Here is a 24042-nt window from a genome sequence, read left to right on the forward strand (position 1 = left end):
TCCCTCACGGGGTGGTGGGGGCGGCGTGCTCGGCGAGTACGCCGGTGTGTCTGCGCTGCACGAACCAGTAGTAGGCGAAGCCACCGAGGGCGACGACGGCGATGAACAGGACCGCGCCCCAGCGCAGATACCAGTGCTGCGGACCGGTGGCGTTGTAGACCTCGGTGCGCGGCCAGGCGAGGTTGACGGACATCGCGAGGCCCCACAGCACGGCCAGCACGTTGACCGGCACGCCGAAGCGGCCCAGCGAGAAGCGGCCGGTGGCCGGTTGCCACCGGCCCCTCAGCCGCCGCACCAGCATGGGCAGGGTGACCAGCAGATACGCCATGTAGATCATGATGATCGCGATGCTGGTGACCACCGAGAAGATCTGCGGCTGGTTGATGTTGATGACCAGGATCGCGACCGCCACCACACCGATGAGGATCGCCGGGAGCACCGGCGTCTGGAAGCGCGGATGGACATGGGCGAGCCGGGAGCCGCCGGGCAGGTTGTTGTCCCGCGCCATGGCGAACATCAGCCGGATGCCGGCGGTGTGCACGGCCAGCGCGCACACGGTGATGGCGACCACCACGCACCACAGCATGATCTCGCCCATGGTGGTTCCGAGGGTGGTCAGCACCACGTACTGGAGGCCGTCCTCCGCCAGCGCCTTCGCGTGCAGGTTCTCCACCGCCATCAGGGCGAACAGCAGGATGAACCCGCCGATGAGGAACGACGCGACGAGTGCCCGCAGGATGGCGCGCGGCGCGTTGCGGCCCGGATCCACGGACTCCTCGCCGAGCGACGACGCCGTGTCGAAGCCGTACATGACGTACGCGGAGGCCAGCGAGGCGGTCAGAAAGGCGCCGAAGTAGCCCAGCGACTGCCCCTCGTTGCGGCCGAAGGTGTCCAGCACGACGGACGGGCCGCGGGTGAGGTGCGCGGCCAGCAGCAGGATCAGCACGATCGCGGCGACCAGCTCGATGGCCACCCCGGCGGAGTTGATACGGGCCATCAGCTTCACCCCGAAGCCGTTCACCAGGGTGGTGAACAGGATCAGGATCGAGCCCAGCACGACCGCGTTGGCCGCCCGCTCGGTGCCGCTGCTGCCGTCGCCGACGAGCTGGAACCACGAGGAGATCTGCGGCAGCGTGATCTGGTACGCGAGCGCCACCGCGGCCAGCGACACCATCGAGGCGGTCATCATCATCCAGCCGCCCAGCCAGCCGACGTGCGGACCGCCCAGCAGCTTGGACCAGTTGTACACCGACCCCGCCACCGGATAGCGCCCCGCCAGCTCGCAGAAGCACAGCGCCACCATCAGCTGGCCGAGGAACACCATCGGCCATGACCACCAGTAGGCCGGGCCGCCGTGCGTCACGCCGAAGTAGAAGAGCTGGAAGGTGCCGGTGAGGATGGAGATGTAGCTGACCCCGGCGGCGAAGGTGTGGAAGTTGCCGAGCGTGCGCTTGAGTTCCGGCCGGTAGCCGAGTTCGGTGAGCGAGTCGTCGTCGTGTGCGGTGTCCGCCCGGGGGCCGGGGCGGGGTGGCTCGGTGGGATCGGACGCCGTCACGCGAACCACCGCTGGGGGCGGGGCGCGGTGTTGCGCCAGATGTGCTTGGCCTCCTGGTACTCGTGCAGCCCCGCGGGGCCCAGCTCACGGCCGATGCCCGACTGCTTCATCCCGCCCCACTCGGCCTGCGGGACATACGGATGGAAGTCGTTGATCCAGACCGTTCCGGCGCGCAGCCGCGACGCCACCCGGTGCGCCTTCTCCGCGTCCTGCGTCCACACCGCGCCCGCCAGCCCGTACACCGTGTCGTTGGCGAGCGCCAGCGCCTCCTCCTCGTCCCGGAACCGCTCCACCGTGAGCACCGGGCCGAACGACTCCTCCTGCACCACCGTCATGTCCGGCGTGCAGTCGTCCAGCACCGTCGGCAGGTAGTAGTGGCCGCCCTCCAGCGACGGTTCGTCGGGCGGGCCCCCGCCGCAGCGCAGCACCGCGCCCTCGTCGATCCCCGCCGCCACGTAACTGGCCACCTTGTCGCGGTGCGCGGCCGAGATCAGCGGCCCGGTGCGGGCGTTCTCGTCGAACGGGCCACCGAGCCGGATCGCCCGGGCGCGGGCCACCACCTCGTCCACGAACGCGTCGTGCACCTGCTCCTGGACCAGCAGCCGCGCACCCGCCGAGCACACCTGCCCGGAGTGCAGGAACACGGCCGTCAGCGCGTAGTCGACGGCGGTGTCGAAATCGGAGTCGGTGAAGACGATATTGGGGTTCTTGCCGCCCAGCTCCAGAGCGATCTTCTTGACCGTGGGCGCGGCAGCCGCCATGATCCACCGCCCGGTCATCACCCCGCCCGTGAAGGACACCATGTCCACCCGCTCGTCCGTGACCAGCGGCGCGCCCGTCGTCGATCCGGCCCCCAGGACGAGATTGGCCGCGCCCGGCGGCACCCCCGCCTCGGTGAGCAGCCGCAGCAGCCCGATCGCGGTGTGCGGGGTCAGCTCGCTGGGCTTGAGGACGAACGTGTTCCCGGCGGCCAGCGCGGGCGCCACCTTCCAGGCCGTCTGGAGCAGCGGATAGTTCCACGGCGTGATCAGGGCACACACCCCGACCGGTTCGTGCACCACCCGGCTGTCGATCTCCGGGCTGCCCGCGTCCAGCACCCGGTCCGCGCCACCGGTGGCGACCAGATGGCCGAAGTAGCGGAAGCACCCCGCGATGTCGTCGAGGTCGTACTCGCTCTCCACCAGCCGCTTCCCCGTGTCCAGGGACTCGGCGCGGGCCAGATCCGCCTTGTCGCGCTCCAGCAGATCCGCCACGCGCAGCAGCAGCCGCCCGCGCTCGGCGGCCGGAGTGCCCGGCCACGACCCGCGGTCGAACGCGTCCCGGGCCGCCGCGACGGCCACGGCCATGTCCTTCGGCCCGGCCTCGTCCACCGTGGCCACCAGGGACCCGTCCGCCGGGCAGCGGATCTCCCGGGTGTGTCCGTCGAGGGCGGCGGTCCACTCTCCGCCGATGAACAGCTCCGGCATGTCTACCCCCTCGTTTTGGGGCTGTACGGCCGGTCGGGCGGGGTTGCGCGAGCGCCGGACGCACCCAGCCAGGGGGTGACCGACGCACGGCCGACCCACACCATGAGCGTAAGTGCCACCGGGCGCCCCCGCACGGCGTACGGACCCCGGTTGACCGCGGGCAGCGGCTCTGCCAGCATCATTCGCCTCATGGCTGGCTGGATACAGTTCGGCGGCACCCTGGTCAAGATGGCCGTGGGCCCGTCGGCAAAGAAGCGCTACCCCACCCCGCTGACCTCCCACCAGCGGTGGATGGTCTCGCTCGCGGCGATCCTCGCCGAGCGCACCCCGGGGCACTCGCATACCCTGCTGTACCCGCTCAAGCGCATCGACGTGTCGACCTCCCGGGGACGGCTCTCGGAGAGCTGGGGCATCACCACCACGGAGGACCTGCACGGCGTACTGCACCGGCTGGCGACCACGGGACACCGTACGCAGATGGCCGCGGCCATCGGGCACCCGCCGCTGGCCTGGGACATCGCCCGCTACGCGGACATCACCCGCTACGGCCTGGCCTCCGGGTACATCGACGAGCCCACCGCGTGGCGGCTGCTGCGCGAGGTCGTGGCGCCGGTCGCGCGCACGTACGGCTCGTGGAAGGAGTACGCGGACGACTTCATGACCGGCCGACTGGCCTGGATGCGCGCCCTCAGCGGCACCGACGACGAGGACTGGCCGGTGTCGCAGGAGGAGACGGCGCGGGCCGTCCAGCGGCTGGTGGACCCGATGAACCAGGACAGCCCCTGGCAGCGGACCCCCTGGGAGGCCATCTACCAGCCGGACGTCTGACCCGTCGCGTCTCCGGCCACCGGGCCGGGGAGAATCCTCCGCATGGTGTACGACCCCGACGCGCCCCGCGCCCTCGCCGACGAACTGATCGCCGCCCTCGACCCCTTGCCCTATCCGCGGCGCATGCGGGAGCTGGCCGTGCGGGTGAGGGTGGCCAGCGCCCAGGGCCAACTGGCCGGACTCGTCGGGGAGTTGACGGGGCGCGGGGCGTACGAGCGGCGGCTGGCCGCCGCCGCGGCCGCGATCGGCGGGCGGACCGGTCACCTGGAGACGCTGCTCACCGACCCCGACCCCCTGGTGCGGTGTCACGCCCTGAGAGGGGCCGGTGCCGGGGCGCGGGTCCGGGACGAGGCGCTGGAGGCGGCGTTCGAGGACGCGCCCGCCGCCGTACGGCGCCAGCTGATCCGGGCCGTCGTCGCCCAGCGCCGCACCGCCCTCGCCGACCGGCTGGTCGACCCGCTGCGGGAGCGCTGGGGCGACGCCGAGGCGGCGCGGCTGCTGCCGGGCTGCGGGGCGGACACCGTCGTACGGCTGCTGCCCGCGCTGTTCCACGCGGTCGGCAGCTGGCGGCCCCTCACCACCCGCCACCCCGCCGCCGTCCTCGACGAGGCCGAGCGGCAGCTGACCGCGCTGCCCGTGGCGCTGCGAGCCTCCTGGTGGCTGCGGTACGCGCCCGGGGTGGCGCTCGCCGCCCGGGCCGAACCGCACCGCGTACTGGACCTGCTGGAGCGGCGGTGCCACAGCCCGCTGCCCCCGCCGCTGTGGCACCGGCTGGGCACGCTGGTGGCCGCCGACCCCGGCCGTACGCTCGATCTGCTGCTCACGCCCGAGCACGCGCACCTGCTGCGCGGCCGGGGGCTGGAACGGGCCGTGCTGCGCCGCCTCGTGACGGCCGACCCGCCCGAACTCGACGCCCTGGGCCGAGCCCTGGCCCACGACGCCCAGGCCCTGGCGCGGCTGCTCACCGCCCTTCCGCCCGCCCGCCGCGCCGCCTTCTTCGACGCCGCCACCGCCGAACACGACCCCTCCCACGCCGCCCTGGCACCCGCCGTCCTCGACGCCCTGCCGCGCCCGCGCCGCCAGGCGGAGGCGCGCCGCATGGCCACGCAGGCACGCGAGCGCGGCGCGCACTGGGCCACGGTGCTCGAAGCGGTCGCGTACTTGCCGGTCGAGGAGGCGCGGGAGGAGCTGCTGACGGCCACTCGCCGCCCCGCCGCGGACGACCGCGCCACCGCCTACCCGCTGCTGATCCGCAACGCCGCCCGCTCCGGCGACCCGGACGCCGTCACCGCGCTGCTGCGGCAGCTGGAGCGGCTGCGCAACGAGCAGGACCCGGTGCGCCACGCCGCCCTCGACGCGCTCGCCGCGACCCCGCCCGCCCTGTTCACCGACGACGCCGCCGAACCCCTGGACCGCGTCGCCACCGACGCCATCCAGGCCCGCGACTCCTCCACCGCCACCCGGCAGGCGCTGCGCCGCCTCGCCGTCGCCCTGCTGCGCGAACACGCCGTCACCGGGCGGCGCGAACTGCTCGGCTGGGGCTTGCGCACCGTCACCCGGCTCGCGGGCAGCGTCGGCGCCGCCGACCTCGGCCGCCTCGACCACCAGCTGCGGCGCGGCCAGGAACACACCGTCTTCGAGGCGCTGCGCCCCTGGCTGGAGGCGGGCGCCGAACGCGTCGACCACGAGCTGACCTTCGCCCTCGCCCGGTCCCTCGGGCGGCGCGCCCACACCATGCCCGAGCTCCAGGAACTGCTGCGGCAGGCCATCGCGTTCGGCCGCGGCGAAACCGCCCGCACCGCGATCGCCCGGTGGCTGGAGCCGCCCCGCGAACGGGACGACCGGGTGGCCGAACTCCTCGCCCAGGAGCCCTCGGCCGCCGTCCTGCCCCCGGTCCTGGCCGTGCTGACCCGGCGCCGCACCGATCTGCTCGACCTCGTGCTCGGCGACACCCCGCCGTACGGCCGCTTCCTCACCCACGGCACCCACTGGACGCCGCCCACCGGCCGCGACGCCGCCCGCTGGCTGCCCCGCCAACAGGCAGCCGCCGCCCGCCTGCTGGCCAGGGCCGCGGCCGACACCACCCTGCCGCCGCTCGAGCGCGCCTCCGCGATCGCCCGCGCCGCGCCGCTCGACGAGGGCACGCCGCTGGTCAGGACGTGGGCCGCCGCCGAGGACGTGGTGCTCGCCGAGGCCGCGCTCGCCGCCCTGCCCCACACCCGCCGCCCCGGGGACGCCCTGCCGCTGCTGCTCGCCCACGCGGGCGGCGACCGCGCGCGGGTGGCGGTGTACGCGGCGGCCGGGGCCGCCCGGTACGTCGCACCGTCCCGGCTGGACCGGCTCATCCGCGGCGTCCTCGCGCCCGACGGCGTCGCCACCGCCGTACCGTCCGTCCCGGCCAAGGTCACCAGCCGCAAGGAGGCCGCCCGGATCGCCGCCACCCACCTCCCCGCACCCGACGCGGCCACCCTGCTCGCCGACGCCCAGGGGCTCCCCGGCCAGCACCCCGACGTCCAGGCCGTCTGCGTCCGCTTCGCGGCCCGGCTGCTCGGCACCAAGCGCGCCTGGGAGCTGCTGACCGCCGCGGCCGGCGGGCGCCGCGAACTGCGCCACGCCGTCCTGCGCACCCGGCCGCTCGACCTCCCCGAACTCCACCGCGAGCGCTACGCCCAGCTCATCCGCGTCGTCTGCGACACCGAGGACCCCGAGGTGGCCGCCTCCGGCCACGCGGCGCTCGCCCGCTGGTCGCCCTGGGCGCCGGACGCGGCCGCGCTGCTGGTCGCGGCCGTCACCGACCTCGGCAACCGGGCCAGTTGGCGGTCCGCCGCCGACGCCCTGCTCGCCCTCATGGCCGCCGCGCCCGACGGCACCTCCGAGGACAACCCGCTCGCCTGGGCGCTGGCCGCCCTCGTCACCGCCGACGCCCGGACCGGCATGCCCGACGCCGAACCGGACCGCGACCGGCCCGCCCGCCAGCGCATCCGCCACCTGGCCACGCGACTCGCCCAGCACGGGCGGATGCGGCCGCGGGAGATGCGGCGCCACGCGCTGGGCGCCGCCGAACTCCTCGCCGGATACGAGACGTTCGTCCCCGAGGCCGCCCACGTCCTCGTCCACGCCCTCGACCTGGACGCCCGGCCGAGCGCGCTGACCGCCGCGCTCGCCCGCCTCGCCCGGCTGCACGCCTCCCGCCCCGCGCTCGCCGCCCGCACCGCCGACGTCCTGCGGGACCGGCTCACCGCCGCGTCCCGGCCGGGCGGGCGGGAAGGGCTGCTGCGCGCCGCGTGGCAGCTGGAGGAGGACGGCGGACACGCCGCCGGGCTCTTCGCCGCGGTGCTCACCGGCGTCGGCGGCCCCCGTACGGAATGGGCGGAGCCCTGGCGGGAGCGGGTGCGGGGCTTGCGGCGGCATCCGCACCCGGATGTGCGGGACGCGGCGCTGCGGCTGACGACGGTGGGGGAGTAGGGCCCTTCGGCCGCTCCTCAGCTGCCGTCGCGCCAGGCCCCTTCGCCGTAGTCGTACCCGTACGTGGGGCGGCCCTTGATGCCGCTGGTGCGGAACGGCGCGCCGTTGTCGTCGATCCGCACCGTCCCGGAGCGGTCCCCGCTCGTCCACTCCAGCTCCAGGTACCAGCGGCAGTCGCAGCCCGCCGTACGGGCGTTGATCAGCAGCACCTCCGGGTCCGACGCCGAGACGCGGTACGGGAAGCGGACGGCGGGGATCGGCTTGCCCTCGTCGTTGCCGTCGGTGGGGCGGGCCTGCGGGCGGGCGGCGTCCAGGTCGACGGAGAAGGCGCGCGGGGTGAGGGCGCCGCCGCAGCCGTTGTCCATGGCGAACGACGACCAGGCGAGCGGCGTACGGCGCCCCACGACCCGTACGTGCAGGGCCCGTAGTACGACCGCGGACTCCGCCCGCCCCTGGACGGTCGCCTCGACGTTGGTGGTCCCGCCGTGCACCGCGTCATGGGCGGCGGCCCAGGCCGGGGCGTCCCGCTCGGTGGGCGGTGGGGCGACGTCGGCGGGCGGCCGGTCGATGACGTAGCGGTGGTCGCAACCGTTCTCCCAGACGTGGGAGCGGGTGCTGAGCGTGAGGGGCAGGCGGGTGGGGCCGTTCCGGGGCGGACGGGTCGCGCCGGGCGTGGCCGTCGCGTCGCCGTCGTGCCGTCCCGGCTTCTTGCTGTGCGGCGCGCCCGACCGCGGCCCGTCGCCGCTCTCCTCGCGGTCCAGATGGCCGCGGGCGGTGGGCCCGGCGGCGGGCGGGCGCGTGGCGGGGGCCTTGGGCGTAGCCGATGCCGGGGGCGAGGCGGCAGAGGGGCTCCCCGGCTGGCCGCCACCGCCCGACGACCGCACCTCCACGGCCGTGACGGCGAGGACGACGACGGCGGCTGCGCCCGCCACCAGGGCCCACGGCCGAGTACGCCATGCGGCACGGGCCGCCCCGCCGGACGCGGCCCCGTCTGATGCCGCCCCGTCTGATGCCGCCCCGTCTGACGCCGCGTCGGACGAAACGGCCCGTAAGCGCGCCCGCGCCGCGAACCGCTCGCGCGCGGTGCCGCCCGCCGCCTCGCCCCGGTCGGCTGCCCGAGCTGCCCGAGCCGGCCGGTGCGCGTCGGCGAGGATCCAGCGGCGGTGGAGGGCGATCAGCTCCTCCGGGGTCGCGCCGCACAGGCGGGCGAAGCGCTCTACGGGGGCGTAGTCCGTGGGGACAGCGTCGCCGTTGCAGTAGCGGTGCAGTGTGGACGTGCTGACGTGCAGGTGTGTGGCCAAGGCCCCGTAGCTGCGTCCCGAACGCTCCTTCAGCGCGCGCAGGCTCTCCGCGAACTCCTCGACGTCATCGGCTCTGCCCACCGGCCCCATCCCCCTCCTCGTACCGCTGGAACGTCCCGCGGGCGCGTTCCAGGGTGTCGTCATCCCCCCCCAAGTCAGCGTACGTGCAGGCATTCCCGCGTCCCGGATGCCACGCCTGCCGTAGCGGTCGCGGCGCGGTGCCGCACAGTCTTGGACTGCCGCCGCGAACTCCGCGGCCATGGCACCCATACGAATGGCACTCATACGAAGCGGGGAACCCTTCCATGCGCATGTCTTCGCAACGCCTCCGCGCCGCCGCCCTCGGCGCCCTCACCGCGGCCGCCCTGGTGGCGGGATCCGCGACCGCAACCGCGGCCCCGGGCACGCCCGGCCACCTCGTACCGAAGGAGCTGCCGCCGCACCCGTCGTCGGACTGGTACGCGAGCGACGTCACCCCGGGGCTGCCCGGAGACGTCCCCTTCTGCGTCGAGGACACGCTGCCCTCGGCCGGGGCCACCCATCGGACCTTCTGGACCGAGTACGACACGTCCGCGAGCCAGATCGTGGTCAAGGCGGCCACCGTGGACGCGGCGCGCAAGCTCGCCGCGGCCGCCGAGAAGAAGGTACGGAACTGCGCCGCCGACTGGGAGGGCGACTTCCCCGAGGGCACGGCGTCCTGGCGGGACTACGGCACGCTCCCGGCCGAGGACGGCGCCCATGTGTACGGGGTCCACACCTCGTACCCGGACTCGGAGCCGGGCATCCACCTGTTCGGGGTGGGGCGTGACGGGCGGACCGTCACCGTCGTCGCGTGGGGCGAGATGGGGACCTACGAGCACGCCCCGGTCGACGCGTTCCGGCGGACGACCACCACGGCGGTCGTGAAGCTGTACCACCCGTAAGGGCGGCGCAGGCGGCTACGCGCACACACAGGGGGGTGCGCGTCGCCGTCGCCGCGGGAGGGCACACGGTTAGGGTCGGTGCACCCGCCCGACCGGATCACGCCGCCCGGAGGATCCCGTGCCGAACGGTTCGCTCTCCCTCGCCGCCACCCTCTACCTGCTCGCCTTCGACCCGGACAGCGGCAAGCCCGTCACGCATCTGGGCTATCTCGTCCAGGCCGGGGCGCTCACCGAACTCGCGCAGCGCGAGCTGCTCGTCGACGCGGAGGGCTGTCCGAAGCCGCTGCCCGACGCGCGGACCGGGGACCCGGCGCTGGACGGGCTGCTGGAGCTGATCGAGGAGTCCCGGCCGCGCACCTGGGGGACCTGGGTGGGACATCACCCGCATCTGACGGAGAAGGCGGTACGGGACCAGCTGCGGGGGGCCGGGTATGTGCGCGTGACCTCACGGCGGGTGCTCGGCCTGTTCCCGGTCAAGGAGTACGGGCTGGAACGGTCGCAGCTGGTCGCGGAGATGCGGGACGAGGCGGTGCGCGTCCTGTACGGGGGACTGCCCGCGGCCGAGGTGTCCGAGCGGGACGCCGCGCTGATCGCGCTCGCCGCCGCGGGCGGGCTGACGACCGTCGTCACGCACAAGGACCTCAAGGCGCACCGGAAGCGGATCGCGGAGCTGGAGGCGCGCAGCGGCGCGCCGGGGGCCGCGCTGGAGGGCGTGGTCGACCATGTGCGGGCGGGGCTCGCCGCCGCGGTCGCCACGGCGCTGTCGGCGGCGACCGCCGCCGCGGCCACGACCACCAACTGACCCGGTTGCCCGGCGAACGGATTTCTCTCAGGAGCAGTCTCTGAGCAGGGACGCCAGCCCGTCGTCCAGGTCCAGCTCCCCGCCCTCGGCCCCCTCCGGCACCACCGCGTACGAGCGGGCCAGGAACCGCCGCAGATCCGCGGTGTCGAACTGCACCATCGCCATGCCCTCGGGGGCGTGGAACTCCAGCACGGTGCGCTGCGTTCCGCACGGCCACATCTGGACGTCACCGCTGCCCGCGGGTCCGCGCAGTCCGGCAGCGAGCAGTTCGCGCCCAAATGTCCACTCCACGGCGGAACCGTCGAGGGACGCGGTGGGCGGGAAGGAGACGCGGACGGCGAACGGATCGTCGCGCTCGTAGCGCAGGCATGCCGGGATGGCGCGTGCTTCCGGGGTCGACGCGATGAGGTGGGCCTGGACTGCTTGGTCGATGACAGTGGTCACAACGCCTGCTCCCTTGCGATTGCGATCGGTGCGGGTCCTCGCCGTCTCTACGTCCATAAGACGTACGGGCTGACTGGCCAGTGCACCCGCGCGGGGCGTGACGTGCGTCACGACCGGTTTTTCGGGGGGACATACGGCATTTAGGCTTGCCAAATCCATGCACGGTCTCGGGTGCCGTGCGGAGCTGTTACAAAACTTCCGCCGCACTCCGCTCTCCCGAGGCACCCACCCCAGGGGTTGTTCCACCATGACCGAACGTCCCGCGGCGCCGGACGCGGCCGCGTACACCCGGCTCTACGAATCCGAATATCCACGACTTGTCGGGTACGCCCGCACCCTCACCGGCAACCCCTGGACGGCGGGGGACCTCGTCGCCGAGGCGCACTTCCGCGTCTGGCGGCGGCTGCGCGCGGGGGAGTCCATCGACACCGACGCCATACCGGGCGAACTGACGGGCGTCATCCGCGGGCTCGCCGTGGCCTCGGTGAACTGGGGCCCGCCGCAGCAGGCCTCGCTGCTCGAACCGCTGATACGCGTCCTCGGCGAGCTGCCGCAGCGCTGGGTCACGGCGCTCTGGCTCGCCGAGGCGGAGGATGCGTCGCCGGAGGAGGCGGCCCGTCGTACGCGGACGACCGCCGAGGCCGCGGCCGCGCTCGTGGAGCGGGCCCGGGAGAGCCTGCGCCACGAGTTCCTGCGCGCGCAGCCGGGCACCCCGGCGAGCGCGGCGTGCGGTGGCCACTGGGACGGGCTGCCCGGCCATGTGCAGGGCACGGACGACCCGCACCAGGCCGAGCGGATCGCGGTGCACATCGACGGCTGCCGGGACTGCCGGTCCCGGATGGAGCGGCTGGTGGCGGCCGATGGCCGACTGGCCGCGCTGACCGGCCCGGCGTTGCTGGCGCTGTACGACCGGGGCACCGCGCCGTATCTGCGGCCGCTGGTCGCCGCGGGCGGCTGGGCCGCGACGGGCGCCGCGGCCGCGGGCGCCGGGACCGCTGGGGTGGGCGGTTCGGCGACCGTGCCGATCGGCGCCGCGCACGCGGCTCCGGCGAACGGCCCGCTCGTCTCCGGTCGCCGGTCGATGCGCCACCTGATGCACGGGCAGGTGCGCGAGGCGGGACCGGTCGCGGTCGCGGTGGCCGGGGCCGGGGTGCTGTTCGTCGCGGGTGCGGCGGTCATGACGGGGCTCGCCCTCACCAACGGCGGCGCGGCGGAGGCGGGTCAGCCCGCGGCGGCATCGGCGCCGAGTCATGAACCTTCCGACTCCTCACCTTCGTCGGGTTCGTCCGGTACGGACGCGACGGACGCCGCGTCGCAGAAGCCGGACGCGCCGCGGACGGACGGCACGCGTGAGGCGTCCCGGAGCAAGCCGTCCACGAAGGCGCCGGGCCCGTCGGACGTGCCGTCGAGCGCGGTGTCCCCTTCGCGGTCCACCACGCCGCCGGCCGCTCCCTCGGACCCGTCGTCGGACTCGTCGGACTCGCCCTCGGAGAAGCCGACGGCGCCGACCAAGTCGCCCAACCCATCTGAATCCGGGTCGACTCCGACATCCGACCCCACCTCCGACCCCTCGTCGCCCTCGCAGGACCCGACGGACGACGGTGGCTCCGACAGCGGTTCCGACGGCGGTTCCGACAGTGGTTCCGGTGGCGACAGCGACGGCGGCGGCACGAGCGACCCGCAGGAGACGCCGAGCCAGCCCGACAACCCGACCTCGGCGCCCACCGACGACTCGGAGAACTGCGTATCGGTGCTGGTACGGCTCTGTGTGAACGAGTGAACCGGCACGGCTGACGGCCGATCGGCGGCGCCCGCGGATGTCCGCGGGCGCCGCCGCGTGCTGGACGGCGTATCGCCCATGGGCTAGCTTCCCGCCCCATGACGGGCATGGGGATCATGGGCATGATGAGACGCATGGCGGCCGCCGGACTCTGCGGGGCGGCGCTCGCCGCCGCCCTCGCCTCGCCCGCGCAGGGCGAACCGGCCGGTGGGGCGGACGGTGTACGCGCCGGCTGGCGGCTGAAGGACAGCGGCACCGACGCCCGCTTCCGCGGACTCGCCGCCGTGAACCGCCGGACCGCCTGGGTCGCGGGGACGAAGGGCACGGTGCTGCGGACCCGCGACGGCGGCCGCAGTTGGCGGAACGTGTCCCCGCCCGGTGCGGAGGGGCTGGAGTTCCGCGACATCGAGGCGTTCGGGGCGCGGCGCGCGGTGGTGCTGGCCATCGGCGAGGGCGAGGCGTCGCGCGTCTTCGTCACGGACGACGGCGGCACCACCTGGAGCGAGACGTTCCGTAACCCCGATCCGCGCGCCTTCTACGACTGCCTGACCTTCTTCGACGCGCGCCACGGCATCGCGCTCAGCGACCCCGTGGACGGCAAGTACCGCATCCTCGGCACCGGTGACGGCGGCCGCACCTGGCGCGTTCTGCCCTCGGGCGGGATGCCCGCCGCGCAGCCGGGCGAGTCCGCGTTCGCCGCGAGCGGGCAGTGTCTGGTGAGCGCCGGGCGCCGGGACGCCTGGTTCGCCACCGGAGGCGCCGCCACCGCCCGGGTCTTCCACACCGCCGACCGCGGCCGCACCTGGACCGTCGCCGACGCGCCGCTCCCCGCCGGTGACCCGGCCCGCGGCGTGTTCGCCCTCGCCTTCCGCGACACCCGCCACGGCCTCGCCGTGGGCGGCGACTACCGACCCGGCCAGCCGTCCCCGCGCGCGGCCGCGGTCACCGCGGACGGCGGCGCGGCCTGGACCCCGGCCACCCAGCCCCCGCCCGCCTACCGTTCGGGCGTCACCTGGCTGCCGTACAGCCACCGCACCGCCCTCGCGGTCGGCCCGACCGGCACGGACGTGACGGCGGACGGCGGGCGCACCTGGCGCGCCCTCGACCCGGGCTCGTACGACTCGGTGGACTGCGCCCCGGACGGCGGCTGCTGGGCGTCGGGCGAGAAGGGCCGCATCGCCCGCCTGGAGCCGACCCGGTAGAGGTGTGCGCCGGGCGGTAGCGTGACCGGTCATGACGAGCGCCATCGATCCCCGCTATGAACTCCCGCGCGACTGGCCCACGACCGAGGCCGAGGCGACCGCCGTGCAGGAGCGGCTGCGGGGATCCGTCCGCGCGGAGGGCGGGGCCGTGCCCGCCCCGGGCGGCGGGGCCGGGGCGGTCGTCGGGGTGGACGTGGCGTACGACGACGAACGCGGCGTCGTCGCGGCGGCCGCCGTCGCGCTGGACGCCCGCACCCTCGCCGTCGTCGGGGAGACGACGGCGGTCGGCCGGGTCACCTTCCCGTACGTACCCGGGCTGCTGGCGTTCCGCGAGATCCCGGCCGTACTGGACGCGCTCGGCGCCCTCGACCGGCACGGTCACCGCCCCGACGTCGTGGTGTGCGACGGCTACGGCCTCGCCCACCCCCGCCGCTTCGGGCTGGCCAGCCACTTGGGGGTGCTCACCGGGCTGCCGACGATCGGCGTCGCCAAGAACCCCTTCACCTTCCGCCACGACCCGCCCGGTCCGCGCCGCGGCGACTGGACGCCGCTGCTCGACGGGGACGAGGAGGTCGGCCGGGCGCTGCGCACCCGGGACGGGGTGAAGCCGGTGTTCGTGTCCGTCGGCCACCGGGTGACCCTCGACGACGCCTGCGCGTACACCCTCCATCTGGCCCGCGACTACCGGCAGCCCGAGACCACCCGCCGCGCCGACGCGCTGTGCCGCCGCGCGCTGGCGGAGGCCGTTTAGCGGGCCCGCCGCGTTTCGGCCACGAAGCAGCCGAACTCGACGCAGCGCACATGCACCGCGGCCACCTCGGGGTCCGCGTACAGCTCCGCCAGGGTCTCCTCGCACGCCTCCTGCCCGCCGCCGGTCAGCAGGCGGCCGCGGAGGATGTCGCCCTTCGCGGAGTAGGCGCGCAGCACCCGGTGGTCGCCCCACATGCCGGACGGGAAGCCGGGGCCGGTCCAGCCGCCGCACTCCTCGGCATGGATGAAGACCGGCCCCTGCTCGTCGTACGGACCGGGCTCGGCGCCCGTCTCCTCGGCCCAGCGCCGCAGCGGGGCGTAGGAGACGAGGGCGATGGTCTCGCCCGGGAGGCTCCGGCCCAGGCAGCAGCGCAGCGGGCTGTTGCCGTCCTCGTCGTCCACCACCATGCGCGGCGGGTTGCCCGCGTCGTCCCTGATCCGCAGCTGCTTCGCCACCTCGGGCGCGATGGCCCGGATCTCGTAGGTCATGTTGTCGCTCATGCGTTTCATCGTCGTCCGCGGGTGCCGCGGTGTCCGGCGGTATTCGGACGGGACGCTGGGCGTACTTGACAGTGAGCTGGTGCTGAGTCAGATTCGCCCCAAAACATAGGACGTCCGACGTCCGTATCACCCGGCTATTCCCCCGTTCGTCGCGCAGCGCAGAAAGCAGGGTCCAGATGAGTCTTCCGGCTCCGCTCACCGGTGTCGTCCCGCCCCTGTGCACTCCCCTCACCCCCGCCGGTGAGGTCGACCGGGTCTCCCTCGCCGCCCTCGCCGAGCGGCTGATCGACGCGGGCGTGAGCGGCCTGTTCGCGCTCGGCTCCAGCGGCGAGACCGCGTATCTGGGCGACGGCAGGCGCCGTACCGTCCTGGAGACGGTGATCGAGGCGGCGGCCGGGCGGGTGCCGGTGCTCGCCGGGGCGATCGACATGGCGACCGAGCGGGTCGTGGACCACGCCCGTACCGCCGCCACGCTGGGCGCGGACGCGATCGTGGCCACCGCGCCCTTCTACACCCGCACCCATCCGGTGGAGATCGCCGACCACTTCCGGCGGGTGCGCGAGGGCGCGGGGCTGCCGCTGTTCGCGTACGACATCCCGGCCTCCGTCCACTCCAAGCTGACGCCCCGGATCGTGCTGCCGCTGGCCGCCGACGGCACACTCGCCGGGCTCAAGGACAGCAGCGGCGACGACGGCGCGCTGCGGCGGCTGCTCGTGGCGGCCCGCCGCCGCGGCCTCACCGACTCCTTCTCCGTGCTCACCGGTTCCGAACTCGCCGTGGACGGCGCCCTGCTGGCCGGTGCCCACGGCGTCGTCCCCGGGCTGGGCAACGTCGACCCTGCGGGCTACGTACGGCTCTACGAGCACGCCCGCGCGGGCCGCTGGGACCGGGCGCGGGCCGAACAGGACCGGCTGGCGGCGCTGTTCGCCCTCACCGACGCCGGTGATCCGGACGTGATGGGCGGCAGTTCCTCGGCGCTCGGCGCGTTCAAGGCGGCGCTGCACCTGCTGGGCGTCATCGCCTGCCCGGCGACGGCCGCGCCGCAGGTGCCGCTGGGGGACGACGCGGTGAAGAGGGTGCGTCAACTGCTGGAAGAGGGAGGGCTGTTGTCGTGACGGTCGAGGCATCGCACGGGCCCTGGTACCGCGAGGTCTCCCGGCGGCAGTGGAAGTCGCTGTTCGCCGCCTGGATCGGCTATCTGCTCGACGGTTTCGACTTCGTGCTCATCACGCTCGTGCTGACCGAGATAGCCGACGAGTTCGACCTCAGCGCGGCGTCGGCGGCGAGCCTGGTCTCGGGCGCCTTCATCACCCGCTGGCTCGGCGGGGCGCTGCTCGGGGCGATGGGGGACCGGTACGGGCGCAAGCCCGCGATGGTCGCCAGCATTCTGCTCTACTCCCTGGGCACCTTCGCGTGCGGCTTCGCCTGGAACTACTTCAGCCTGTTCGCCGCCCGGCTGCTGATTGGCATGGGCATGGCTGGCGAGTACAGCGCGAGCGCGACGTACGCCCTGGAGAGCTGGCCCGCCCAGCTGCGCAACCGCGCCTCCGGCTTTCTGATCTCCGGCTACGCGGGCGGCACCATCATCGCCGCCGAGCTGTACAAGTGGGTCGTACCCGCCTGGGGCTGGCGCTGGATGTTCTACGTCGGCGTCCTGCCCGTGTTCGTCGCACTGTGGGTGCGGCGCGCGCTTCCCGAGGCGGGGGACTGGCACGAGGAGGTGGCGGCGTCCGGCGCAGCCCGGCCCAATCCGTTCCGCCCCCTGTTCACCGGCCGCCTCGGGTACCTCAACGCGGCCCTGGCGGTGGCCGCGAGCGCCGCGCTGTTCTGCGTCTTCACCCCGCTGGGCGCGGGCTGGCGGTGGCCGCTGTCGCTGCTGGCGGCGGGCGCCCTGCTCGCCTTCGCCGCCCAGCTCGGCGGACGGCGCGGCTGGCTGGTGTACGTGGCGCTGATGTGCACCGTCTTCTGCGCCTTCCTCTACAGCTGGCCCATCCAGGCGCTGCTGCCCACCTATCTGAAGACCGAGCTGGGGTACGCGCCCTCCGAAGTCACCGACGCGATGTTCTACGCGGGCTTCGGCACCATGGTCGGCTGCTGGCTGGCCGGGTTCGCCGGTGACCGGTTCGGGACCCGGCGGGCCTATGCGTACACCCTGCTCGCCTCGCTGTGCTTCGTCTTCCCGGTCTTCGCGGTGCGGGACACGCTCGTGGGGCTGGGGGTGCTGCTGTTCTGTCTGCTCGCCCTGAGCCAGGGCATCTCCGGCATCCTGCCGAAGTACATCGCGAGCCACTTCCCCACGGAGAGCCGCGCCGCGTCGCTCGGCTTCGTCTACAACACGGGCGCCCTCGGCGGCGCGGTGGCCCCCGTGCTGGGTGCGCACCTGGCGGAGGGCATGCCGCTCGGGCAGGCCCTGGCGGTGCTGACGTCCGGTCTGACGCTGGTGGTGATCGTGCTGGTGGGAGCGGATGTGCCGCGCCGACTGGGCCGTCTGGTGGACCCGGAGCTCGCCGACGACCACCTGCTGCGGGAACGCCCGCTCCCGGCGGACACGCCGCGCTGAACACCCCGCCCCGGGTGGGGGCTTGTGGAATGGGGGGTGCGTTCCTAGCATCGGCGGTGTTACAGCGGTGGTGTCATACAGAGGCTGAGGACGGACCCGGATGGCGGCGGCAGCAGACGTGGGCGGAGCGACGGGGCACGGGCCGCTGGCCGGGGTGCGGGTGGTGGAGTTGGCCGGAATCGGGCCCGGGCCGTTCGCGGCCATGCTCCTCGGCGACCTGGGCGCCGATGTCGTACGGGTCGACCGCCCCGAGCGCCCCGGGGGCCTGAAGATCGACCCGGCGTACGACCTCGCCAACCGCAACAAGCGGTCCGTCCTGGTCGACCTGAAGTCCGAGCGCGGCCGGGACGCCGCGCTCGGCCTGATCGAGCGGGCCGACATCCTCATCGAGGGCTACCGCCCCGGCGTCGCCGAGCGGCTGGGCCTCGGCCCGGACACCTGCCTGGAGCGCAACCCCCGGCTCGTCTACGGCCGGATGACCGGCTGGGGCCAGGACGGCCCGCTGTCCGCGACGGCCGGGCACGACATCGGCTACATCGCCATCACCGGCGCCCTGGGCATGACCGGGGAGGCCGACGGCCCGCCGGTGGCGCCCGCGAACCTGCTCGGGGACTACGCGGGCGGCTCGCTCTACCTCGTCATCGGCGTCCTCGCCGCCCTCCAGCACGCCCGCTCCGGCGGCACCGGCCAGGTGGTGGACGCGGCGATCGTGGACGGCACCGCGCATCTGACCGCCGTCCTGCACGGCATGATGGCGGCCGGCGGCTGGCAGGACCGCCGCGGCAGCAACCTCCTCGACGGCGGCTGCCCCTTCTACGGCACGTACGAGACCGCCGACGGCGGCCACATGGCGGTCGGCGCGCTGGAGCCCGCGTTCTACGCCGAGTTCATCGACCTGCTCGGGGTCGCCGACCAGGCACCGGCACGCAAGGACATCGACGGCTGGGACCGGCTGCGCGCCGTCATCGCCGCCCGCTTCAAGGAGCGCACCCGCGAGGAGTGGACGGCGGTGTTCGCCGGGTCGGACGCCTGCGTCGCGCCCGTCCTGTCGCTGCGCGAGGCCCCCCACCATCCGCAACTCGCCGCCCGCGGCACCTTCGTCGACGAGGCGGGCATCACCCAGCCCGCGCCCGCCCCGCGCTTCTCCGCGACCCCCGGCCGGGTGCGCGGGGGCCCCGCCCGGCCCGGCGCGCACGCCGCCGAAGTGGCCCGCGACTGGGGCGTACCCGACGTCACTCCGACGACGCCGACCGCCGGCGAGTCCCCCTCCTGACGCGCCAACCGCCCACCCCCGAAAGGCAGCAGACGTGAGCACCGAAGCGTACGTGTACGACGCCATCCGCACCCCGCGCGGACGCGGCAAGGCCGACGGCGCCCTGCACGGCACCAAGCCCGTCGACCTCGTCGTGGGCCTCATCCACGAGATCCGGCGCCGTTTCCCCGAGCTGGACCCGGCCGCGATCGACGATGTGGTGCTCGGCGTCGTCAGCCCGCTCGGCGACCAGGGTTCCGACATCGCCAAGGTCGCCGCCATCGCGGCGGGGCTCCCGGTCACCGTGGCGGGCGTCCAGGAGAACCGCTTCTGCGCCTCGGGCCTGGAGGCCGTCAACCTGGCCGCGGCCAAGGTCCGTTCGGGATGGGAGGACCTGGTGCTGGCGGGCGGCGTCGAGTCGATGTCGCGCGTGAAGATGGGCTCCGACGGCGGCGCCTGGTTCGCCGACCCGATGACCAACTACGAGACCGGCTTCGTCCCCCAGGGCATCGGCGCCGACCTCATCGCCACCCTCGGCGGCTACACCCGCCACGACGTGGACACCTTCGCCGCGCTGTCGCAGGAGCGGGCGGCCCTGGCCTGGAAGGAGGGGCGCTTCGACCGCTCCGTCGTCCCGGTCCGCGACCGCGCCGGGCTGACCGTCCTCGACCGCGACGAGCACATCCGCCCCGGCACCACCCCCGAGACCCTGGCGGGGCTCAAGCCGTCGTTCGCGACGATCGGCGAGGCGGGCGGCTTCGACGCGGTGGCGCTCCAGAAGTACCACTGGGTGGAAGCCATCGACCACGTCCACCACGCGGGCAACTCCTCCGGCATCGTGGACGGCGCGGCCCTCGTCGCCATCGGCAACCGCGAGACCGGCGAGCGCTACGGGCTCACGCCCCGCGCCCGCATCGTCTCCGCCGCCGTCTCCGGCGCCGACCCGACCATCATGCTCACCGGCCCGGCCCCCGCCTCCCGCAAGGCCCTGGCCAAGGCCGGGCTGACCATCGACGACATCGATCTGGTCGAGATCAACGAGGCGTTCGCGGCGGTCGTGCTGCGCTTCGCCGAGGACATGGGCCTCGACCTGGACAAGGTCAACGTCAACGGCGGCGCGATCGCGATGGGCCACCCGTTGGGCGCCACCGGCGCGATGATCCTCGGCACGCTGGTGGACGAGCTGGAGCGGCGCGGCGAGCGGTACGGGTTGGCGACTCTGTGCGTGGGGGGTGGCATGGGCATCGCGACGGTGGTCGAACGGCTGTAGTCGTGCCCGGGCCTTTCCCCACCCCGCCCCTTCCCGAACCAGGGGCCCCGCCCCTGGCCCCCACCGGGGCTCCGCCCCCGGCCCCGGACCCCACCGGGGCTTCGCCCCTGGGCTCTACCTGGTCCCGGGGCTGGGCCTCACCGTGCTCTGCCACTGGGCCATACCGGGCCCAGGGGTTGGGCCCTACCGGGGCTCTGGGCCGGGCCCGACTGGGCTCCGGGCCTGGGACCCACCCGGGGCTCTGCCCCTGGGGGCTCTACCTGGGGCTCGGCTCCTGGGCCGCCGGGGCTGCGCCCCTGGGCCTTTCGGGGCTTTGGCTCTGGGCTCCACCCGGGGTTTCGGCCTTGGGCCTTCCGGGGCTCCGGCTCCGGGCCCACTCGGGGCTCCGCCCCTGGATCCCACTCGGGGCTCCGCCCCTGGATCCCACTCGGGGCTCTGCCCCTGGGCTCCAGCTGGGGCTCGGCTCCTGGGCCGCCGGGGCTTTGCCGCTGGGCCTTTCGGGGCTTTGGCTCTGGGCTCCACCCGGGGTTTCGGCCCTGGGCCCTCCGGGGCTCCGGCTCCGGTCCCGGTCCCACCCGGGGCTCCCGCCCCCGGCCCCGCCGGGGCCCGCGCGGCGGGGCCGCGGAGGGGCCCGGTGGGGCCGGGGACGGGGGAGCCCGTCCCGATCGTCATCCGCATCCGCTTCCGACCTGCTTCCGTTCCGCCCCCTCGCCCCTGGAGACCGTGAGATGAGCAACCCCGCCACCGCCTCGACCATCCGCTGGGAGCAGGGCGACGACGGCGTCGTCACCCTCGTGCTCGACGACCCCGGACAGTCCGCCAACACCATGAACGCCGCCTTCATCGCCTCCCTCGACGCGGTCGCCGACCGGCTGGAGGCGGAAGGCGAGTCGATCCGCGGCGTCATCATCACGTCCGCCAAGAAGACCTTCTTCGCGGGCGGCGACCTCAAGGACATGGTCACGCTGGGGCCCGACCAGGCCCAGCAGGCGTTTGAGACCAACCTGCGCATCAAGCGCGGACTGCGCCGCATCGAAACCCTCGGCAAGCCCGTCGTCGCCGCGATCAACGGCGCGGCGCTCGGCGGCGGTTTCGAGATCGCCCTCGCCTGTCACCACCGGGTCGCGCTCGACACTCCCGCGTCGCGAATCGGCTTCCCCGAGGTCACGCTCGGGCTGCTGCCGGGCAGCGGCGGGGTGGTCCGCTCGGTGCGGCTGCTCGGCGTCGCCGACGCCCTGCTCAAGGTGCTGCTCCAGGGCACCCGGTACGCCCCGCGCCGGGCGCTGGAGGCGGGGCTGGTGCACGAGGTCGTGGACACGCCGGACGAGATGCTGGCCAGGGCGCGCGCCTTCATCGACGCCCACCCCGAGTCGCGGCAGCCCTGGGACGAGAAGGGCTACCGGATCCCCGGCGGCACCCCGGCGGACCCGAAGTTCGCGGTCAACCTGCCCGCCTTCCCCGCCAATCTGCGCAAGCAGCTGAACGGCGCCCCCTACCCGGCGCCGCGCAACATCCTCGCCGCCGCCGTCGAGGGCTCGCAGGTCGACTTCGAGACGGCCCAGACCATCGAGGCCCGGTACTTCACCGAACTGGTCGTCGGCCAGACCGCCAAGAACATGATTCAGGCGTTCTTCTTCGACCTCCAGGCGGTCAACTCCGGTGCCAACCGGCCGCAGGGGATCGAGCCGCGCACGGTCCGCAAGGTCGCGGTGCTGGGCGCCGGCATGATGGGCGCGGGCATCGCCTACGCCTGCGCCAAGGCTGGTATCGAGGTCGTCCTGAAGGACGTCTCCGACGAGGCGGCCGCCAAGGGCAAGGCGTACGCGGAAGGGCTGCTGGCCAAGGCGGTCGCCAAGGGCCGTACGAGCGAGGCCCGGCGCGACGCCCTGCTGGCCCTGATCACCCCCACCGCCGACCCGCGCGACCTCGCGGGCTGTGACGCCGTCATCGAGGCGGTCTTCGAGGACCCGGCGCTCAAGCACAAGGTCTTCCAGGAGATCGAGTCCATCGTCGCGCCGGACGCGCTGCTGTGCTCCAACACCTCCACCCTGCCCATCACGATGCTGGCGGAGGGGGTTGAGCGCGCCGGTGACTTCATCGGGCTGCACTTCTTCTCACCCGTCGACAAGATGCCGCTGGTCGAGATCATCAAGGGTGAGCGCACCGGGGAGGAGGCGCTGGCCCGCGCCTTCGACCTGGTGCGGCAGATCAGCAAGACCCCGATCGTCGTCAGCGACTCCCGCGGCTTCTTCACCTCGCGCGTCATCGGACACTTCATCAACGAGGGCGTGGCGATGGTCGGCGAGGGCATCGACCCGGCCTCGGTCGAACAGGCCGCGGCCCAGGCGGGCTACCCCGCCAAGGTGCTCTCCCTGATGGACGAACTCACCCTGACCCTCCCGCGCAGGATCCGCGAGGAGACGCGGCGCGCGACGCTGGAGGCGGGCGGCGAGTGGCGGCCGCACCCGGCCGACGAGGTCATCGACCGCATGGTGGACGAGTTCGGGCGCCCGGGGCGCAGCGGGGGAGCGGGCTTCTACGAGTACGACGCGGCCACCGGCAAGCGCCTGGGGCTGTGGCCGGGGCTGCGCGAACACTTCGGCACCGGCGGCACCGGAGGCACCAGCGGCAAGAGCATCCCCTTCGAGGACATGAAGGAGCGCATGCTCTTCCGCGAGGCCCTCGACACGGTGCGGTTGCTGGAGGAGGGCGTGCTGACGTCCGTCGCCGACGCCAACATCGGCTCGATCCTGGGCATCGGCTTCCCCGGCTGGACGGGCGGGGTGCTCCAGTACATCAACGGCTACGAGGGCGGCGTGGCGGGCTTCGTGGCCCGCGCCCGGGAACTCGAGGCGGCGTACGGGGAGCGGTTCGCGCCGTCGCCGCTGCTGCTGGAGAAGGCGGAGCGGGGCGAACGCTTCACGGATTAACGGATGAGGGGACATTGAAGGGGCCCGGACCGGGGCGCCGATATCTGGCGAATATCGGCGCCTCGTTGGCGAGATATAGCCATGCATAAGTGCGCGCCGAGCGGGTGGACTGTCCCCCATGAGCAACACGAGCAACATGAGCAGCATGGGCAACGACCACCCCACCCCCACCGGCACCCTCTTCGTGCTGGTCCACGGGGCCTGGCACTCCTCCTGGCAGTGGGCGCCCACCCAGCGCGCCCTGGCCGGACTCGGCGCGGTGAGCCTCGCCGTCGATCTGCCGGGGCACGGCTTCGACGCCCCGGTGCCCTCGGGCTATCACGCCCCCGGCCAGCCGGGTCTGGCGACCGAGAAGTCCGCGCTGGCCGGGCTGACCCTGGAGGAGTGCGCCGGGGCCGTCGTCTCGGCGCTGCGCGCGGTGCGCGGCCACCGGCGGGTCGTCCTGGTCTCGCACAGCGCCGGTGGCGTCTCCGCCTCCCTGGCCGCGGAGCAGGCTCCGGAACTGGTCGACGAGCTGGTCTATCTGACGTCCGTCGTGCCCGCGGGACGCCCCCGCTTCGCCGACTACATGACGTCCCCGGAGCAGACCGCGACCACCCGCGGCCGGGGGCTGATGGTGGGCGACCCGGAGGCCATCGGCGCGTTCCGCATCAATCCGCTGTCCGCCGACCCGGAGTACGCGGAGGAGCTGCGGCGGGCCTACTACCACGACGTCCCCGCCGGGTCCTTCGACCGCTGGCGCCACGCCCTGAGCCCCGATATGCCGTTCGCGATACCGACCACCCCGGTCGCCCTCACCCGGGAGCGGTGGGGACGTATCCCGCGGACCTTCATCCGGTGCGCGGAGGACTGGGCGCTCACGCCCGCGGTGCAGGACCTGATGATCGCGGAGGCGGACGCGGCGATGCCGGACCAGCCGTTCGCGGTGCGGACGCTGCCGGGTGGCCACTCGCCGTTCGCCGTCCGCCCCGCCGAGCTGGCCGCCGCCCTCGTACAGAGCTGAGCGCACGCCC

The 24042-nt window shown here is 74.2% G+C and carries 18 protein-coding genes; 13 read left to right on the forward strand and 5 right to left on the reverse strand.

The window, feature by feature from the left end; genetic code table 11:
* Positions 1-4: 4 nt before the first annotated feature.
* Entirely contained in the window at positions 5-1555 is a 1551-nt protein-coding gene (locus HYQ63_RS34055; RefSeq protein WP_179937608.1) for an APC family permease, read from the reverse strand.
* Positions 1552-3021 carry an aldehyde dehydrogenase family protein gene (locus tag HYQ63_RS34060; protein WP_179937609.1) on the reverse strand — a complete coding sequence of 490 codons (1470 nt, stop codon included), beginning with the start codon at positions 3019-3021 and terminating at the stop codon, positions 1552-1554. Before HYQ63_RS34060 ends, HYQ63_RS34055 begins: the two co-directional genes overlap by 4 nt.
* Before the next feature lie 189 nt (positions 3022-3210).
* On the opposite strand from HYQ63_RS34060, the gene HYQ63_RS34065 reads away from it, so the two are divergent.
* Both HYQ63_RS34065 and HYQ63_RS34070 read left to right on the forward strand, forming a co-directional pair.
* Entirely contained in the window at positions 3211-3849 is a 639-nt protein-coding gene (locus tag HYQ63_RS34065) for a DUF1266 domain-containing protein (RefSeq protein WP_179937610.1), read from the forward strand.
* Between the two features lie 42 nt (positions 3850-3891).
* Positions 3892-7314 carry a hypothetical protein gene (locus HYQ63_RS34070; RefSeq protein WP_179937611.1) on the forward strand — a complete coding sequence of 1141 codons (3423 nt, stop codon included), beginning with the start codon at positions 3892-3894 and terminating at the stop codon, positions 7312-7314.
* Positions 7315-7331: 17 nt separating this feature from the next.
* Here the strand turns inward: HYQ63_RS34070 and HYQ63_RS34075 are convergent, their stop codons facing one another.
* On the reverse strand, positions 7332-8705 hold the full coding sequence (locus HYQ63_RS34075) for a helix-turn-helix transcriptional regulator (RefSeq protein WP_179940788.1): 1374 nt from the start codon (positions 8703-8705) through the stop codon (positions 7332-7334).
* A 221-nt stretch (positions 8706-8926) separates the two neighbouring features.
* Between HYQ63_RS34075 and HYQ63_RS34080 the strand changes: the two genes are divergently transcribed.
* Both HYQ63_RS34080 and HYQ63_RS34085 read left to right on the forward strand, forming a co-directional pair.
* On the forward strand, positions 8927-9538 hold the full coding sequence (locus tag HYQ63_RS34080; protein WP_306664856.1) for a hypothetical protein: 612 nt from the start codon (positions 8927-8929) through the stop codon (positions 9536-9538).
* A 118-nt stretch (positions 9539-9656) separates the two neighbouring features.
* Positions 9657-10340, forward strand: coding sequence for a GPP34 family phosphoprotein (locus HYQ63_RS34085; protein ID WP_179937613.1), 684 nt, complete (start codon positions 9657-9659; stop codon positions 10338-10340).
* 27 nt (positions 10341-10367) lie between these two features.
* On the opposite strand, the gene HYQ63_RS34090 is transcribed toward HYQ63_RS34085, so the two are convergent.
* A complete protein-coding gene (locus HYQ63_RS34090) occupies positions 10368-10784 on the reverse strand; it encodes an SsgA family sporulation/cell division regulator (RefSeq protein WP_179937614.1) in 417 nt (138 codons plus the stop codon).
* Between the two features lie 247 nt (positions 10785-11031).
* Here HYQ63_RS34090 and HYQ63_RS34095 point away from each other — a divergent pair, with 247 nt between their 5' ends.
* The 3 genes from HYQ63_RS34095 to HYQ63_RS34105 all read left to right on the forward strand — a co-directional run bounded on the left by HYQ63_RS34095 (position 11032) and on the right by HYQ63_RS34105 (position 14517).
* Positions 11032-12564 (forward strand): RNA polymerase sigma factor, encoded by a 1533-nt coding sequence (locus tag HYQ63_RS34095; protein ID WP_179937615.1) that lies wholly within the window; start codon positions 11032-11034, stop codon positions 12562-12564.
* 134 nt (positions 12565-12698) lie between these two features.
* Positions 12699-13766, forward strand: coding sequence for an oxidoreductase (locus HYQ63_RS34100; protein ID WP_179937616.1), 1068 nt, complete (start codon positions 12699-12701; stop codon positions 13764-13766).
* A 31-nt stretch (positions 13767-13797) separates the two neighbouring features.
* The gene (locus HYQ63_RS34105; RefSeq protein ID WP_179937617.1) at positions 13798-14517 is read left to right on the forward strand and encodes an endonuclease V; all 720 of its coding nucleotides are present in this window, start codon (positions 13798-13800) and stop codon (positions 14515-14517) included.
* On the opposite strand, the gene HYQ63_RS34110 is transcribed toward HYQ63_RS34105, so the two are convergent.
* On the reverse strand, positions 14514-15017 hold the full coding sequence (locus tag HYQ63_RS34110) for a DUF1203 domain-containing protein (RefSeq protein WP_257232318.1): 504 nt from the start codon (positions 15015-15017) through the stop codon (positions 14514-14516). The two genes, HYQ63_RS34105 and HYQ63_RS34110, sit on opposite strands and share 4 nt — an antisense overlap.
* A gap of 176 nt (positions 15018-15193) precedes the next feature.
* Here HYQ63_RS34110 and HYQ63_RS34115 point away from each other — a divergent pair, with 176 nt between their 5' ends.
* The 6 genes from HYQ63_RS34115 to HYQ63_RS34140 all read left to right on the forward strand — a co-directional run bounded on the left by HYQ63_RS34115 (position 15194) and on the right by HYQ63_RS34140 (position 24032).
* The gene (locus HYQ63_RS34115) at positions 15194-16132 is read left to right on the forward strand and encodes a dihydrodipicolinate synthase family protein (RefSeq protein WP_179937618.1); all 939 of its coding nucleotides are present in this window, start codon (positions 15194-15196) and stop codon (positions 16130-16132) included.
* A complete protein-coding gene (locus tag HYQ63_RS34120; RefSeq protein WP_179937619.1) occupies positions 16129-17577 on the forward strand; it encodes a sialate:H+ symport family MFS transporter in 1449 nt (482 codons plus the stop codon). Before HYQ63_RS34115 ends, HYQ63_RS34120 begins: the two co-directional genes overlap by 4 nt.
* A 100-nt stretch (positions 17578-17677) precedes the next feature.
* The gene (locus tag HYQ63_RS34125; protein ID WP_179937620.1) at positions 17678-18850 is read left to right on the forward strand and encodes a CaiB/BaiF CoA-transferase family protein; all 1173 of its coding nucleotides are present in this window, start codon (positions 17678-17680) and stop codon (positions 18848-18850) included.
* Between the two features lie 34 nt (positions 18851-18884).
* On the forward strand, positions 18885-20099 hold the full coding sequence (locus HYQ63_RS34130; RefSeq protein WP_179937621.1) for an acetyl-CoA C-acetyltransferase: 1215 nt from the start codon (positions 18885-18887) through the stop codon (positions 20097-20099).
* Between the two features lie 728 nt (positions 20100-20827).
* Positions 20828-23029 (forward strand): 3-hydroxyacyl-CoA dehydrogenase NAD-binding domain-containing protein, encoded by a 2202-nt coding sequence (locus tag HYQ63_RS34135; protein ID WP_179937622.1) that lies wholly within the window; start codon positions 20828-20830, stop codon positions 23027-23029.
* A 118-nt stretch (positions 23030-23147) separates the two neighbouring features.
* Positions 23148-24032, forward strand: a complete 885-nt coding sequence (locus HYQ63_RS34140; protein ID WP_257232319.1) for an alpha/beta fold hydrolase — start codon at positions 23148-23150, stop codon at positions 24030-24032.
* The last annotated feature ends 10 nt before the right edge of the window (positions 24033-24042 follow it).

It is taken from the genome of Streptomyces sp. Rer75 (assembly GCF_013414305.1).
Lineage (GTDB): Bacteria > Actinomycetota > Actinomycetes > Streptomycetales > Streptomycetaceae > Streptomyces > Streptomyces himastatinicus.